At 70.4% G+C, this 17,724-nt stretch carries 3 protein-coding genes; 1 reads left to right on the forward strand and 2 read right to left on the reverse strand.

Annotated features, from left to right (window positions below):
* The first annotated feature begins 526 nt into the window (after window positions 1–526).
* Complete coding sequence (locus tag WME95_RS37020; RefSeq protein WP_437904030.1) at window positions 527–11,569, forward strand: amino acid adenylation domain-containing protein; 11,043 nt, start codon at window positions 527–529, stop codon at window positions 11,567–11,569.
* A gap of 209 nt (window positions 11,570–11,778) precedes the next feature.
* On the opposite strand, the gene WME95_RS37025 is transcribed toward WME95_RS37020, so the two are convergent.
* Complete coding sequence (locus WME95_RS37025) at window positions 11,779–12,294, reverse strand: GxxExxY protein (protein ID WP_437904031.1); 516 nt, start codon at window positions 12,292–12,294, stop codon at window positions 11,779–11,781.
* A gap of 299 nt (window positions 12,295–12,593) precedes the next feature.
* Window positions 12,594–17,657 (reverse strand): protein kinase domain-containing protein, encoded by a 5,064-nt coding sequence (locus WME95_RS37030; protein WP_437904032.1) that lies wholly within the window; start codon window positions 17,655–17,657, stop codon window positions 12,594–12,596.
* Window positions 17,658–17,724 lie beyond the last annotated feature (67 nt).

A 17,724-nucleotide genomic window follows, 5' to 3' on the forward strand; every position in this document is an offset into this window, starting at 1 on the left:
CGGTTCCCTGAGAGGCAGCGGTGCAGCTGAGGACCGAGCCTGTCGACGGCTGCCGCGAGCACGATTCGGACGTGATGCGCTGGAAGCTGCCCCGAACGTGGGGAAGAGGACAACTCAGCGTGAGACGGAAGCCGGATTTGTCTATCGGCCCACAAGAGCAGGCGCGAGGTCGGGATCCCGGAATCCAGACAAGGTCCATCAATCGCCAGCACCCGCATCCTCCCAAATACACACTGGCGTCGTGGTGTCCGTACTTCATACTGCGTAGCGTGTGCGTCGCGCCCCTCGCGATGCGGCCGACATCGATTTAGAGTTTTTCTGCATTTTTCTACAAATTTGGCCCAGCTTGGTACCTGCTCCTCGTGCCCAGGTGACCAGGCGGCCCTGATGTCTGAAGAGCGTACGACAGATCAGCAAGCACGGTGTGCGCGCAGGTGTGTGCGCGTCGAACGTTCGACGCGGCGCACGGTTGCTCCACGCGCATCGATGCAACCGACCCCTACCAGCAACAAGGAGGTCATCCGCGATGAATGAAATTTCCTATTCGCCGCTCTCTCTGGAGCAAGAACGTGCTTGGCTGCTCGGCCGGGGCGGAGGCGCCGCGCCGGGCTTGAACGAAGGGGGCGCGGCGTGGCTGGACGGCGAGCTCGATGTGCCCCGGCTGGTCCATGCCATCGAGGAGCTCACGGGGCGTCAGGCGATCCTGAGGACATCCTTCGCAGAGCACGAGGGGCAGCCGGTGCAGGTCGTCTCGCCGCGGGCAGACATCGCCTTCCTCGAGGTGGATCTCGGCGCCGAAGGGCAGCCCGCCTCGGAGGGAGCCGCGCTCGCGATGGCCCGCCGGGAGATCGCTCTGCCCCTCGATCCGGAGCGCGGCCCCCTCTGGCGCGTGAGCCTCATCCGGGTGCATTCGAGGCGCCACCTCATCGCGCTCTCCATGCATCCCCTCCTCTCGGATGGCAAACCGAGCGTGGCGCTGTTCTTTTCGGAGCTATTCGACGGCTATCATGGCGTCGAGCTGCAGGCGCCGCCGATACGCTACCAGGACCACGCACGACGGCAGCGGGAGCACAGGACCGCCGAGCTCCTCGACCAGCAGCTCACGCACTGGCGTCGCGAGCTCTCGGGGGCACCGGAGGCGCTGGAGATCCGGACGGATCGGCCGCGGCCCGCGGTGCGGACCTTCGCAGGAGGTTCGGTGGCGTGCGCGCTCGATCAGGAGCTCGTGCAAGAGCTCCGCGCGCTGGCCCGGGAGGAGGACGTGGCGCTGAACGCCGTCCTGCTTGCGGGAATGCACGCCGTGCTCCACCGCCATACCGGCCAGGACGACATCCTCATCGGCGTTCCGCTGTCCGGACGAGACGAGGAGACCCGAGGCCTCATCGGGGCATTCGGCAATCTCGTGACCGTACGGGGCAGGCTGGGCGCGGATCCGAGCTTTCGCGCGCTCCTGCGCCAGGTGCGCCGATCCCTGCAGGAGGGGAGCGAGAACGGGGATCTCTCGTTCACCTCTCTTGTCGAGCAGCTCTCGCTGCCGCGGGATCCAAGCCGCGCACCGCTCGTCCAGGCCATCTTCTCCAGCGAGCCGAGCACGCTGGAGCCGAAGCGAGGCCCTCTGCTCACGCTGACGGAGGTGGCGCTCGAGGCGACCGAGGTGGCCTTCGAGCTCGCCGTCCGCGTCGAGGAGACCGGCGCGGGCCTCTTCGCGCGCGCCGATTACAATCGAGACCTCTTCGAGCGCGCGACGGTCGAGCGGCTGCTCGGGCACTGGGCGGTGCTGCTGTGCGGGGCGGCGGGCGACCCGGAGCAGCGCGTCTCGGAGCTGCCGGTCCTGACCGAGGAGGAGCGCCGTACGCTGCTCGCGTGGAACCGCGGCGAGGTGTTCGATCCGCCGCGCGATCGGCTGCACGAGCGGGTCGAGGCGCACGCCCGGCGCGCCCCGTCCGCGGTGGCGGTGGTGTTCGAGCGACAGCGTCTCACCTATGCCGAGCTGGATCGAAGGAGCAACCAGATAGCCCACCTCCTCCGAGAGAGCGGCGCGGGGCCCGAGGTCCCGATCGGCGTCTGCCTGGAACGATCACTCGAGATGATCGTGGCGCTGCTCGGCATCCTCAAGTCCGGCGGCGCCTATGTCCCGCTCGACCCCTCTTATCCGGAGGCCCGGCTCGCCTTCCTGCTCGAAGATGCCGGCGTCCCCGTGATCCTCACCGAGGAGCGCTTCGCCTCCCGGCTCCGGAGCGGGAGCGGGAGCGCGAGGGTTGTGTGCCTCGACGCGGATCGGGCCATGATCGACCGGCAGCCCGACAACAAGGTGGCGCCCTCGCCGAACGAGGGTCCGGAGAACCTCGCGTACATCATTTACACCTCGGGATCGACCGGGAAGCCCAAGGGCGTGATGGTCAGCCACGCCAACGTCCTTCGCCTGTTCGACACCACCGCCGGATGGTTCCGCTTCGGCGATCAGGACGTGTGGACGACGTTCCACTCGTTCGCCTTCGACATCTCCGTCTTCGAGATCTGGGGCGCGCTCCTCCACGGCAGTCGCCTCGTCGTCGTGCCGCGGCCGGTGATCCACGCGCCGCAGCTGTTCTACAGGCTCCTCGGCGAGGAGGGGGTGACGGTGCTCACCCAGACGCCGTCGGCGTTCCGCCTGCTCGTCCACGCCGAGGAGACGATCGAGCCGGAGGCCAGAGAGCGACTCGCGCTCCGGCTCGTGATCTGCGGCGGTGAGGCCCTCGACGTGACCGCGCTGAAGCCGTGGTGGGAGCGCCACGGCGACAGGGTGCCCGCGATCCTCAACCTCTACGGACCCACCGAGACCACCATGTTCGTCACCTACCGCCCTGTCGGCCTGTCCGATCTCGAGCGGCCCTGGTCGAGCAGGATCGGCCGCGCGGTCCCCGATACGCAGGTGCTCCTCCTCGATCGCAACCGCGCGCTCGTCCCGGTCGGCGTCCCCGGAGAGATTCACGTCGGCGGCGCGGGCCTCGCGCGCGGCTACCTCCGCCGGCCCGAGCTCACGCAGGAGCGGTTCATCGAGCACCCGTTCAGCGACGACCCGGGCGCTCGCCTGTACAGGACAGGTGATCTCGCGAGCTACCTCCCGTCGGGAGACCTCGAGTACCTCGGTCGGGTCGACGACCAGGCGAAGATCCGCGGCCACCGCGTCGAGGTGGGCGAGATCGCGTCGGTGCTGGCCCAGCACCCCGAGGTACGCGAGGCCATCGTTGTGCCGCGCGAAGACGCGCCCGGGGAAAAGACGCTCGTTGCCTACGTGGTCCCTCACCGGACGAGCCAGGGCGACCCGGCGAGCGACGAGCGCGTGCTGGCTCCGGCGCTCCTCGCCTTTCTCGAGAGCCGTTTGCCGAGCTTCATGGTCCCGTCCGCGATCGTGCTGCTCGCGTCGCTCCCCACCACGCCGAACGGGAAGCTCGACCGCAAGGCGCTTCCCGCGCCGAGCGGCGCTCGTCGGGAGCTCCGGGGCGCGCTCCTCGGGCCGCGCTCCGAGCTGGAAGAGGAGCTGGCGCACCTCTGGAAGGAGCTCCTGCGCGTCGATCACGCCGGCGTGCACGACAGCTTCTTCGCGCTGGGCGGCGACTCGCTGCACGCGCTCCGGCTGTTTTCCCGCTTGCGCGGCGCCTTCGGGATCCACGTCACCTTCCAGCAGCTCTTCGCCCACCCGACCATCGCCGCGCTCGCGGCGCTGATCAGCGGAGAGGAGCGCGCCGCGGCGCGGAGCGTTCGGGCCATTCCGAGAGGCGCCCGGGCGGGATCGATCCCCCTGTCGTTCGCGCAGGAGCGCATGTGGTTCCTCCACCGGCTCGCGCCGGAGAGCAGGGCCTACAATTGCTTCTGTCCCTTCCGCCTCGCCGGAGACATCCACGTCCCTGCGCTCGACAGGAGCCTCCGTGAGCTCGTCCGCAGACACGAGATCCTGCGCACGGTCTATACGGAGCTCGACGGCCAGCCCGTCCAGATCGTCGCCGAGGACGCCTCCTTCCGGCTCGAGGTCGCGGATCTCCAGCACCTCTCCGGGGAGGAGCGCGAGGCCCAGGCGGAGCAGCACCTCTCGTCGGAAGCTCAGAGGATCTTCGATCTGAAGCGTGGCCCCGTCTTCCGCGCAGGGCTGCTCCGGCTCGGGCCTCGGGATCACGTCCTCTGGTTGCACATCCACCACATCGCCGTCGACGGCTGGTCGCTCGAGGTCGCTTACCGTGAGATCGCGGCGCTCTACGATGCCTTCTGCCGGGGGGCTCCGGCGGCGCTGCCGGACGCGCCGCTCCAGTACGCCGATTTCGCCTCGTGGCAGCGCGAGCAGATGACCGAAGAGGTCCTGTCGGAGCTGCTCGCCGGCTGGAAGCAGCGGCTCCTCGATGTGCCACCCTTGCTCGAATTGCCGAGCGATCACGTCCGGCCGGCGGTCCAGACCTTCCGCGGCGCGACCCTCCCGTTCCAGCTCGATCCGGAGGTCGGAAGGGCGGTCCGGGACCTCGGCGCGCGAAACAACGTGACCGTGAACATGGTCCTCCTGGCCGTGTTCGCCGTCCTGCTCCACCGCACCACGCAACGCGACGACCTCCTTGTCGGCCTGCCGAGCGCGGGCCGGGATCACGCCGATCTCGAGGCGGCGATCGGCTTCTTCGTCAACGTGGTCCCCATCCGGATCGACGTCTCCGGCGGGCCGTCGTTCGAGGAGCTGCTCCGCCGCGTGAGGGACGTGTGCCTGGACGCCTACGCGCACGACGGGCTCCCGTTCGAGCGGCTCGTCCAGGAGCTCCAGCCGGAGCGCGACCCGAGCTACAGCCCTCTCGTGCAGATCGTGTTCGCGCCGCAGCCGCCCGCGGAGCGCGAGCTCCACCTCGGCGGGATCGAGGCGCGCGCCATCGACACGGACACGAGGAAGACGATCTTCGACGTCTCGCTCTATGCCTGGGAGAGCGCCGGGGGCGTCGCCGGGATGCTGGAGTACAGCACCGACCTCTTCGAGCGGGCGACGATGGAGCGGTTGTTGAGTCACCTCTTCACGCTCCTCGCCGCCGCGACCTCGGACCCAGCGCGCTCCGTCTCGTCGATGCCGCTGCTCCCGGAGCGCGAGCGGCGCCGGCTGCTCGTCGATTGGAACGACACCGGCGCCGATTTCCCTCGCGACCGGCGCGTCCTGGATCTGTTCGAGGAGCAGGCGGCGCGCGCGCCGCACGCCGCAGCGGTCGTGTCCGATCGCGGCTCGCTCACGTACGGGGAGCTCGATCGCCGGGCGAACCAGCTCGCGCGCCGCCTGCTCGAGCTGGGCGTCGCGCCCGAGTCCCTGGTCGCGATCTGCGCGGAGCGCTCGCTGGAGATGGTGGTCGGGATCGTCGGAGTCCTCAAGGCGGGCGCGGCGTATCTCCCTGTGGACGCGGAGATCGCGAGAGAGCGGCTGGCGTTCCTCCTCGAGGACTCGGGGGCGCCGGTGCTCCTCACGCAGGAGCGCCTCGCCGATCGCCTCCCGCCGTTCGCGGGCGCGGTGATCCGCCTCGACGCCGACTGGCCGGAGATGGCGGCGCGCGACGGGTCGCCCCCTCCGGTGTGCGCGGGCCCCCGGGATCTGGCCTATGCCATCTACACGTCGGGCTCGACGGGCCGCCCGAAGGGCGTGCTCGTGGAGCACCGGAGCCTCATGAACCTGGTCGCGTGGCACGTGCGGCGCTTCGCCGTCACCTCCGCGGATCGCGCGACCCTCGTCGCGAGCCCTGGCTTCGACGCGTCGGTATGGGAGCTCTGGCCGTACCTGTGCGCGGGAGCGTGCCTGTTCATCCCCGGGGAGCCGCTCCGCCGCTCCCCGGACGAGCTGAAGACGTGGCTCCTCGCGCGAGGGATCACCGTCTCGTTCTTGCCGACGCCGGTGGCCGAGGAGCTCCTGCGCCTCGACTGGCCTGCTTCCGTCGCGCTCCGGTACCTGCTCACCGGAGGAGACAAGCTCCGCGTCTGGCCAGGCGCAGGGCTCCCCTTCGAGGTCGTGAACAACTACGGTCCGACCGAGGGGACCGTCGTCGCGACCTCCTGTGTCGTGCCGAGCGGCGGGGCTGCGACCCCCGACCCGTCGATCGGTCGCCCCATCGACAACACGCGGGTTTACCTCCTCGATCCGCGCGGTGAGCTCGTCCCGGTGGGCGTCCCCGGCGAGCTTTACCTGGGAGGCGCCGGCGTCGCCCGCGGGTACCTGAACCGGCCCGAGCTCAACGAAGCGAGGTTTCTCCCCGACCGGTTCGCGGACGAGCCGGGCGCGCGCATGTACCGCACCGGCGATCGCGCCCGGTGGCTCGCTGACGGAAACATCGAGTTCCTGGGGCGGGTCGACAGCCAGGTGAAGATCCGCGGCTACCGCATCGAGCTCGGCGAGATCGAGGCCGTGCTGCGGGAGCACCCCGCCGTGGAAGAGGCCGTCGTGGTGGCGCGGGAAGACGCGCCGGGCAACAAGCGGCTCGTCGCCTACGTGATCCCTCGCCTCGATGACGGCGGCGCCGCGGATCAGGCCCCGGCCCTGCAAGCGGAGCACGTCTCGGCGTGGCAGGCGCTGTACGACGGCACCTACGGGAAGGCCGGCGCCGGCGTGGACCCGGACTTCAACATCACGGGCTGGAACAGCAGCTACACCGGAGAGCCCATCGACGCCGGAGCGATGCGCGCATGGCGGGATCACACGGTCGAGCGGATCCTCTCGTTCCAGCCGCGCCGGGCGTGGGAGATCGGCTGTGGGACGGGGCTCCTGCTCCTGCAGCTGGCCCCGCAGTGCGCCGCCTACCTGGGGACCGATTTCTCGGAGAAGGCGATCTCGCTGCTCCGCCCGGAGCTCGCGCGCGGCACGCTCTCGCATGTGTCGCTGCAGCGCCGGGAGGCGAACGACTTCAGCGGCGTCGAGCCGGGCAGCTTCGACGTGATCGTCTTGAACTCGATCGTCCAGTATTTCCCCAGCGCCGATTACCTGCGCTCGGTGATCGAGGGCGCCGTGCGCGCGTCGGCGCCCGGCGGCGTCGTGTTCCTTGGCGACATCAGGAGCCTTCCCCTGCTCGAGGCGTTTCACACCTCGGTGCAGCTTCACCGCGCGCCCGCGGGCGTGACCTCGGCCGAGCTCTTTGCCCGGGTGCGGCGGGCGGCCCTCGGCGAGGAAGAGCTCGTCCTCGCGCCCGAGTTCTTTCACGCGCTGACCGGCCAGGTCCCGGGCGTGGAGCACGTGGAGTGCTGGCTCAAGCGGGGCTCGGGCGCCGACGAGATGACGCGCTTCCGCTATGACGTGGTCCTGCACGTGGGCGTGGCGCCCGAGCCCATCGCCATCGGCCGATCCCTGGACTGGGCTGCCTCGGAGGGCCTCGCGGGCGTCGAGCGAGCGCTGCGCGAGGGGGGCTCCGGCGCGCTTCTGGTCCCGGGGATCCCGAACGCGCGCGTATACGCCGACGTGGTCGCCGCGAGCCGGCTGCGGGAAGGGGGCGGCGCCGAGCTGGACCGCGCCGAGCTCGCTGCTCGGAGCGCGGCGGCCGCGATCGAGCCGGAGGCGCTGTGGGCGCTCGGCGCGCGCCTCGGCTGCTCGGTCCGGATCACCGCGTCGAGGACCTCGGGCCCAGGCTGCATGGACGTGCTCTTCGAGCGCTCGGTCGAACGCGCGGTCGAACGCTCGGAGGGCGGCGCGCCGCGGCCGCGCGCCTGGGTCCAGGCGCGGCCCGGGGAGACCTCGCCGGCCCTGTCGCTCGCGAACAGCCCTCTCCGGAGGCAGAAGGCGCGCGTCATGCCTCGAGGCCTGCGCGAGCTCGCCGCGGCGAAGCTCCCCGATTACATGGTTCCGGCCGCCTTCGTGAAGCTCGACGCGCTGCCGCTCACCGCGAACGGGAAGGTCGATATCGGGGCCCTTCCGGCCGACGATCGCGCGAGACCCGAGCCGCGGGCGGAGCCCCCCGCGCCCGCCTCGAACATCGAGGTGATCGTCTCCGAGATCTGGCGCCAGGTGCTCGGCATCGACGAGGTCGGCCTCGACGATCCTTTCTTCGAGATCGGCGGTCACTCGCTGCTCCTCGCCCGGGTCCGCGCGGGGATCCGGGCGCGGCTCGGCGAGGACGTGCCCCTCATGGAGCTGTTCCAGTACCCGACGATCCGCAGCCTCTCTGCACGTCTGAAGAGGGGCTCTCGGGCGGCCGCCCCGGGAGAGGGCGCGGCCTCCGGGCGCGAGCGCGGCGCCGCGGCCCCCGCGACCGGAACGCCCGCGCGGGAGGCGCTCCCCGAGAACGCCATCGCCATCATCGGAATGGCGGGTCGCTTCCCGAAGGCGCGCAGCGTCGACGCGCTGTGGTCGATGCTCAAGGGCGGTGGCGAGGGGATCTCCTTCCTTTCAATCGAGGAGCTGAAGGCGCTCGGCGTGGAGTCGGAGCTTTACCGGTCGCCCGGGTTCATTCCTGCGGCCGGCGTGATCGAGGACGTCATGTGCTTCGACGCGGCGTTCTTCGGCTACAGCGCGCAGGACGCCGTGCTCATGGACCCGCAGCAGCGCGTCTTCCTCGAATGCGCCTGGGAGGCGATGGAGAGCGCCGGCTACAACCCGCTCGCCTACCCGAAGCCGATCGGCGTATTCGCCGGGAGCGACGCGCCGAGCTACTGGATCGAGCAGGTCGGGCCGCTTCCGGCCGCGCCGAACTCGGAGCACCACCGGATCTACACCGGGAACGTGACCGACTCCCTGACCACGCGCGTGGCCTACAAGCTGGGGCTCCGGGGGCCCGCGGTGAGCGTCATGACGGCCTGTTCGACGTCGCTCGTCGCCGTGCACCTCGGCTGCCAGAGCCTCGTCACCAGGGAGAGCGACATGGTCCTCGCGGGAGGCGTCGGCATCCTCACGCCGAAGAGGATCGGCTACCTCTACGAGGAAGGCCGGGTCACCTCGCCCGACGGCCATTGCCGGCCCTTCGACGCCGAGCCGAGCGGCATCGTGGCGAGCAGCGGTGTCGGCCTCGTCGTCCTCAAGCGGCTGAAGGACGCGCTGGACGACGGCGACACGATCCACGCCGTGATCCGCGGATCCGCCGTCACCAACGACGGCGCGCTCAAGGTGGGTTACACGGCGCCGAGCCTGGAGGGGCAGGTCGAGACCCTCGCGCGGGCCCACGCCGCTGCCGGCGTGAGCCCGGAGAGCATCACGTACGTGGAGACGCACGGCGCGGGCACGCGGCTCGGCGACTCGATCGAGGTGGCCGCGCTGGCGCGGGTGTTCCGGAAGGCGACCGATCAGGTCGGCTTCTGCGCGCTCGGGTCGGTGAAGAGCAACCTCGGCCACCTCCGCGCGGCGAACGGGGTGACCGGCCTCATCAAGGCGACGCTCTCGCTGGAGCACGAGCTCATCCCCGGGACGCTCCATTTCCGCCGGCCCAGCCCCGAGCTCGATCTCGCGAGCAGCCCGTTCTTCGTCAACTCGGCGCCGCGCGCGTGGAAGCGCGGCGGAGCCCCGCGCCGCGCCGCGGTGAGCGCCTTCGGCATCGGCGGCACGAACGCGCACGCCGTGCTCGAGGAGGCGCCGGAGACGGCGCCGTCCGGCCCGTCCAGGCGCTGCCAGCTGCTCGTCGTCTCGGCGAAGACAGGCGCCGCGCTCGAGAGGAGCACCGATCGGCTGGCCGAGCACCTGCGGCGCGCGTCAGAGCGCTCGCTCGCCGACGTCGCGTTCACGCTGCAGCGCGGCAGGGTGCCTTTCGCGCACCGCCGCGCGGTGGTGTGCGCGGATCCGGCCTCGGGCGCGGCCTTCCTCGATCGGCGCGACCCCGCCCGCGTCTTCACGCAGGTCGCCGGCAGGCGGCCTCCGGAGGTCGTCTTCCTGTTCCCCGGCGCGGGCGCGGAGCATGCCGGCATGGGGCGCGAGCTCTACCTGCGGGAGCGCGCCTACCGCGAGAGCTTGGACGAATGCGCCGAGCTCTTCCGCCGCGAGCTGTCGGTCGATCTCCGCGACTGGCTCTTCCCCGAGGCGCAGGAGCGCGCCCGCGGGGGCGCGGAGATCGGCTCTCCGCGCTTTAGCGTGGCCGCGGCCGCCCTCTTCTCGACCGAGGTCGCCCTGGCGCAGCTCCTGATGTCGTGGGGGATCCGCCCGGCTACGCTGTTCGGGCATGGCGTGGGCGAGGTCGCCGCCGCGTGCGTCGCCGGCACGCTCTCGCTCGACGACGCGGTCGTGCGGGTCGCGCTGCGCGGGCGCGCGGAGGAGGAGGCCACGAGCTCCGCTGGCCCCGACGATCGCATCGCCGCGCTGCTCGCGTCGGCCGATCGCGCCCTCCTCGAGGTCGGGCCCGGCTCCACCCTGGCCTCCGTGGCGTCGCGGCACCCGGACGCGGAGCGACGGGTCGCGACCACCCTGGCGGGCCCGGGCGAGGGCGCCGGCGACCTCGAGGCGTTGCTCGTCGCGGTGGGCCGGCTCTGGTGCGCCGGCGTCGACGTGGACTGGGCCGCGTTCTCCCGGGACGAGCGCCGGAGGCGCGTGCCGCTCCCCACGTACCCGTTCGAGCGCACCGCTCACATGCTCGACACCACCTGCACCGTGGGCCCGGCCACGGAGCGATCCCTGCCGTCGAAGATCTGGAGTCCGCCGGAGCCGTCGGGGCCTCCCTCGGTCGCGGTGCTCACCGAGCGCGTCCGGGAAGCGCTGCCTCCGAGCTCGCCGGCGCCCCTGAGCCCCGCGATGACGCAGCGGAGCGGGAGCGCCGCGGTCCTCACGGCCAGGCGCGCTGCCGGACAGCTCCTCGTCTCGCTGCAGGCGGGGGCGCCGGACGCCACGCCGCTGTTCCTGATCCCGCCGCTCGGCGGCACGGTGCACCTCTATCGGCCCCTGGTGCAGCGCCTGGGCGGCGAGCTGCCCGTCTACGGGATTCAACCCACCGGGGCGGATCCGAACGAGCCGAGCTTCATGAGCGCCATGTCCGTCCCCGCGATCGCGGCCCGGTACGTGGAGGAGATCCTGAGCGTCAGGCCCGAGGGTCCGTACCTCCTGGGCGGGCATTCGGCCGGCGGCGTGGTCGCGTACGAGATGGCGCAGCAGCTGCTCGCGCAGGGGCGCAAGGTGCCTTTGCTGCTGCTGCTGGACACGGGCAGCGTACAGGGAGCGAGCGACCGCTCTCCGGCGAGCGCCCTGGGCCACGAGATGGCGAAGATCCAGGCGATCGCGTCCCAGAGATACCGCGGCTTCATGGCGGCCATGGAGGACGACGCGCGGCTCCGCGCCGAGGTCACGAGCACGTGGCAGGCGCTCTCGAGCTACGCGCCGCAGCCGACGGACGCCAGCGTCCTGTTCCTGCGCGCGCGGGAGCAGATCAGCCCGGAAGACGCGGCCGCCGTCCATGCCTGGATGGACCTCGCGCGAGGGGAGTTCGCGCTCCAGGTGGTGCCCGGCAACCATTTCACGATGCTGGAGCCGCCCCACGTCGCGCACGTCGCCCGCGCGATCCAGCAGCGCATCGCGGCCGCGGTCAGGCCCGCGCTCGCCGACCCGCTGGAGGGGCGGTCGCTCCGGAGGTCGAGGGCCAGGCCGCTCGGCGCGGAGAGCGTGCCCGAGAGCGGGCCGCCGTCACACTGAGCTGGGTCCTCGGCGACTGAGTTCGTCCCTGGCTCGGCAGGAGATCTTGCCGAGCCCCCGGCCCGGGTTGTGTCCGGCAACCTCCTGATGAGGCGGCCGCGCCGTGTCACCCACGCGCGCCGCCTCCGGCTGTGCGTCCGCCACGCCCCGGCCCCCGGAGAGGGAGAGATTCACAGGGAGGCGGGGAGGCGGGGAGGCGAGAGCCGAGATCAGTCGTTCGAATCAGCAGTCTCAGCGCCGGCTGCTTCGGGTTCGGTCGATGCCGGGCGGCTCGTGGTGCCGGAGTGGTCGTCTTCGATGCGAAACCGGGCGAGCCGCACAGCCTCCGTGCCGCGGCGTACCAGGCGGCGGATCCCGCGGCGAAGCACCGGCGTGTTGAAGTTGACGAGTAGTCCGACGTCCAGGTCCGTCAGCTTCAGGTATGTGAGCACCTGAGCTTCATGGACTGGCAGCAGGTGATCGACGGCCTTGAGTTCTAGCACGAGCTTCTCCTCGACAACAACGTCGAGTCGATAGCCACAGTCGAGCATAACTCCCTTATAGATCACCGGCAGCGGCCTTTGTCTCGCGAAGCTCAAACCGGTGAGCGACAGTTCATGGCACAAGCATTGTTCGTAGGCGGACTCCAGAAGCCCGGGACCGAGGTGGCGATGCACCTCGATGCACGCTCCGAGGACTCGCTCGGATAGCTCCCACAATCTCCCTATCGCCGACTCTGTGTTCATACCCGCATGTCGACGCGGAGCCAGACTCAGTTGCGCAGAATTGACGTCCCCCGCCCCCCTACAAAACGAGCGACCTGGAGGCAGCCGGCCCCGAGCGAGCTCGAACGATGCTATCCATCTCTCGCCTCCGCCCTTGTCTGTACTCTCTCTCGCCTCCCCGCCTCCCCGCCTCCCTGTGTACTCTCTCTTTCTCTGTCTCCCGCCCACCCAAACCCCGGGAGTCTGCACGAGCGCCCCGGTTTGGCGCCAAATCGATCCTGGATGGGGCAACGCGCCGCCCCGACCGCCCCGGCCGCCCCTCACCGCGCGCGCGTTCCGAGAGGCGCGCCGCGGCTCCCCACCCGCTGCAGGGCATAGGCGATGCCGCTCTGGAGCGTCCCCTGCGTGACCACCGCGCCGAGGTCGATCTGCAGACGGATGAGCGTCTGTGCGACGTCCGGGCGGATGCCCGTGATCACCGCCTGCGCCCCGAGCAGCCGGAGGGCGAGGGCGGCGTTCATCAGGGTGCTCGCGACGTCGCCGTCGACCGTCCTCACGCCGGTGATATCGATGATCACGACCTCGGCGCCGCTCGATTCGACCCCCTGGAGCGCCGTGCTCAACACCTGCTCCGCCCGCTGCCGGTCCATCATCCCGATGAGCGGCATGACCATGATCCGGTCGGTGATCGGGATGATGGGTGTGGAGAGCTCCGCCAGGCGGGCGCTCTGCACGCGGATGATCTCCTCCTGGAGCTCGGCGCGCGCGTGCTCGCTCCGCTCCCGCGCCGAGAACTCGACCCTGAGCTGCTCCTCGGCGACGCGCAGCGACTCCGTGCGCCTGTGCAGGTTCGCGTAGAGCACGGCGTTCTCCACCGCGGTCGCCGCCTGCGCCAGGAGGAGCTTCGAGAGCTCCAGTCGGGCCGGCGTGAACACGTTGGTCGCCGTGTTGTTCTCCAGATAAAGAACGCCGTTCGCGCGCCCCTGGTGCACCATCGCCAGGCAGAGGATCGATCTCGGGTTGTGCGCGGCGACGTACGCATCCGCGGCGAAGCGGGGCTCGTGGCTCGCGTCCGCGAGGACCACCGGCTGCATCGTCCTCGCGACGTACTGCACGATCGAGGCGGGGACCTCGTCGCTGCCCTCGACGGGGAGCAGCAGGCCGACCCTCACGGCGTTTGGATCCACGGTGATGGACGCCTCGATCATCAGCTGATGATCGCGCTCCAGGACGAGGACCCCCTTCTTCGCGCCGGCGTTCTGGATCGCGATGTCGAGCAGCCGGCTGACCACGCTCTCGAGGACGACCTCGCCGGCGATGGCCTGAGCGGCCCGGATGACCGCCTCGACGTCGAGCACGCTGGTGCTGAGCCTCGTCGTCGAGGTGGTCTGGACCGCGGCCCGGGCGTGCTCCAGCATGCCAGGCGGCGCCGACGTGAGCGCGATCTTCTGCACGAGCTGCGGCACCTCGGCCTCCAGTCGGTCCGCCTTGGCGGTCGCACCCCACTGCATGTAACCGTGGTGGGCGTCGGTCATGTGAGCGCGCGCGCTCCGGGTGAGGCCGTTCGCCTGGTGGAACTTCCCGGCGAGCTCGCTCGCCATCGCCTGGTCGCGCGTGAACCCGGCCTCCTCGGCGCCCTCGATCGCCCTGTCATAGAGCTGCGCCACGGCGTGCCGGTCGCCGCCCGAAATGCGCGCGATCTCCGCCTCGGCGAGGAGATGCTTGTGCGCGTAGGTCCGGGGGCAGAGCTCGGCCCAGCGGGCGAGCTTCTCCCGGTGCGCCGCCAGCGCCGCCACGAGCCGCTCCTTCTCGGAGGCCGGCGCGCCGTCGCACGAGGCGGCGAGGATCAGGCATGAATAGAAGACGAGCTCGGTCGCCCAGAAGTTGTTCACGCAGCCGGCGGTCATCTTCTCCGCGGCGGCCATGAGCGCGCGCGCGGCGCCGTGGTCGCCGTGGAGATAGGCCAGCTGGACCTTTTGCGTGTGGTACCAGGCGGCCACATAGGTGAGCTCCGGGACCGAGATCATGCTGGCGAAGGCGGCTTCGTCGAAGGTGCCGTCGCTCAGGGTGTGCGCCCCGGCGGTGCCGCCCGTGAGGTTCGCGACGACCTGCCTTGCGCACGTGAGGATGAGCGTCGTGAGCTTGTCGTTCGTCTTCCGCATGAGCGCGAGATCCTGCTCGATCTCGCCGGCCACCCCGCCCAGATCGTCGCCGAGGCTCAGGCTCGCCGAGATCATGTGAATGCAGCAGTACGACGCGTACGCCAGATCTCCCGACTCGAGGCCGGCCTGCCGGGAGCGGGCCAGGAGCTTCACCGTGTCCCGGAGCGGCTCGAAGAAATGGAGAATGCACGCGAAGGTCAGGAGGAGCATGCATGTGATGCGCTGGTTGGGGATCCGCTCGTTCAGCTCGATACCGACCCTGGCGAACTGGTAGGCTTCCTTGTACCGGTCGTCGGTGGTCCTCGGCTCGAAGACGCCGTCGATCAGGAGCGCCGCATAGAGCACGCACGCGTACGCCGTGGTGCTCGAGGTGCCGCACTCCACCGCGAGGTTGATCTGCATGATGAGCGTGAGCGGACCGAGCACCGGCAGCCCGAGCGCGGAGGCGGGCTGCGTCATGTCGGCGAGGAGACGGAGGATGGTCTGCTTCTCTGGATCGGCGACGGTGGGCAGCCCTAAAAGTGCGGAGATCGGGCGGCTCGCGAGGTGGGCCTGCATCGCCTCGAGCTCCCGGCCGAGCAGCGCGCGCTGCTCCTCGGCCGCCGCGGGGATGTCGACCCCGAGCAGCGCGAGGGCCTCGAGGCCGCACCGCACGACCGCGGAGAGGTCGCCGCGCATCAGGTGGAACGACATGCGCAGGTTGCGGACCTGCGCGCCGTCCAGCGGGGATCTCGCGTGCTCGAGGAGCGCGTCGAACAGCCGCTCGCCGGCGTCGAACTGGCCTGTCAGGCAGAGGCACTCCGCGAGCCCGGTGGTCAGCGCGAAGGTGAGATCGTGCTGCGCGTCCCAGCGCTCCGGGCCGAGCGCGCTCGTGCCGGCCTCGAAGTAGCCCACGGCCGCCTCGTACGCCGCGCCGGCCTTCGCCCTCCTGCCCGCCTCGAGGTTCAGGCGCGCCAGCGCGACGCGCTCTCCCGGATCGGTGATCCGCGGCATGCCGAGGTTCATGTGGGTCGCGACCTCGAAGACCTCACCCTCCATGCCGCCGGGGTCGCTGTCCGCGAGCATGAGCCGCCCGATCTGGAGGTGGATCTCCTGCTTGCGGGGCTCGTCGAGGAGCCGGTAGGCCGCTTGCTGGACCCGGTCGTGCAAGAACCGGTAGGCGGCGTCGAGCGCGAGCTCCGGCTCGTCCGCCTCGCCGGTCATCGCCCCGCTCAGCGCCGCGTCGAAGAACCTGGAGTCCGCGCCGACGGCGAGGATCAGCCCCTCGCGGAGCGCCGCCGACAGCTCGCCTGCGACCTCGCGGCGCGGCCTGCCGGCCACCCTCGCCAGCGTCTTCAGGTCGAAGCGATAGCCGATGCACGCGGCGAGCGTGAGGGTGCGCTGCGCGCGCCCATCGAGCTCCAGGAGCCTGCCTGCCATGAAGTCGACGACGTTGTCGGTGACCTTCATCTGCTGGATGCGCGGCAGGTCCCAGGTCCATTCGCGCCGGGCCGGATCGAAGGAGACGAGCTTCTCGGCGTGCAGCGCCCTCATGAACTGGTTCATGAAGAACGGGTTGCCGTGGGTCTTGCTCATCACATGACGCGCGAGCGGCTCGACCCGCTCGGGGTCGCACGAGAGCGTGTCGGCGAGGAGCCGCGTCACGACGGGAAACTCGAGCGGCTTGAGGTCGATGTCGCCGACGGCGACCCCGGCCTTGCGCAGCTCCCCCAGGGTGATCGAAAAGAGGTGGCTCTCGTCGACCTCGTTGTGGCGGTACGCGCCGATCACAAGGAAATGCTTGATCTCCGGCTCGGTCAGGAGCTGCTCGAGGAGCTTGAGCGAGGCCGGATCCGCCCATTGCAGGTCATCGAGGAAGACGACGAGGGGGTGCTCCTGGGCGGGGATGGCGCTGCAGAACTTCCGGAACGCGAGGTGGAAGCGGGCCTGCGCCTCGGTCGGTCCGAGCGGCTCGACGCCGGGCTGCGGGCCGAGGAGGAGCTCGAGCTCGGGGATGAGGTCGACGAGGTGCTGGCCGTTCTGCCCGACGGCGTTCGCGATTCGCTCCTTCCACAGCGCGAGCGCCTCCGCGGGCTCGGTCAACAGGGCTCGGACGAGCTCCCGGAAGACATGCGCCACGGCCGCATAGGGGACGGTCCGGTTGATCTGGTCGAACTTGCCAGCGACGATGTACCCCTTGCCCTGCGCGATGGATTTCTGGATCTCGCCGACGAGGAGCGATTTGCCGATACCGGCGTGGCCGGACACGAGGAGCAGCTCGCTCGCGCCCTGGCTGACGCGCCGCCACGCGCCTTCGAGGACCGCGAGCTCCGCCTCGCGGCCGTAGGCCTTCTGCGGGATCCGGAGCGCGTCCACGTAATCGTGGCGCCCGAGCTCGAACGGCTCGATCGCCGACGCCGCCTCGAGCTGCGTGAGGCACTCGGCGAGATCCATCCGGAGCCCGTAGGCGCCCTGGTACCGATCATCGGGGCTCTTCGCCAGGAGCTTCATGATGATGTCAGAGACGGAGCGCGGCACGTCGGGCGAGACCCGCGCCGGCGGCGGCGGGAGCCTGGCGATGTGGCAGTGCACGAGCTCCAGGAGGTCCTTCGTCGGGAAAGGGAGCTTGCCCGTCACCATCTCGTACAGGGTGACCCCCAGGGAGTAGAGGTCCGTGCGCAGGTCGATAACGCGGTTCATCCGCCCGGTCTGCTCCGGGGACATATACGCCAGGGTGCCCTCGAAGGCGGCGGGGCTCCTCGGCCTCTGTGCCTCCTGGGAGAGGCGGGTGGCGCTGCCGAAATCCATGATCTTGGCGTTCCACGTGGACGGTTCGACGATGATGTTCTGCGGCTTGATGTCCATGTGAACCGCGCCGCCCCGATGAATGGATTCGAGCGTGCTCGCGATGGATATCGCGATCCGGAGCGCGTCTTTGAGGGTGAGGGAGCGCGCCGTGATGAGCTCATGGAGCGTGCAGCCCCCGGCGTCTTCCATGATGAGCGCCAGGCTCGCCCCGATCTTCACGATGCCCAGGACGTGAACCACGCCGGGCAGCGCGAGCTCCTTGGCGATGGCGTACTCGTAGCGAAGCCTCGCGATCTCGGCCGGCGCCGGGCGCTCGTTCCTGAGGCGCTTGACCGCGACAGGGGTCCGGTCCTCGTTGCGGTATCCTCGGTATACGGTCGACGCAGCGGATTCGTGGATGAGGCCTGTCAGGGTGTACCCGGGGATACCGATCATGGACTACTTGTAGAGCGCTTCTGTGCGCTGCATCAAGCGGTCCGCACGGCCATTCGAGGGAAATCCG

Origin of the sequence: Sorangium sp. So ce327, from assembly GCF_051530205.1 — a bacterium.
Lineage (GTDB): Bacteria > Myxococcota_A > Polyangia > Polyangiales > Polyangiaceae > Sorangium > Sorangium cellulosum_B.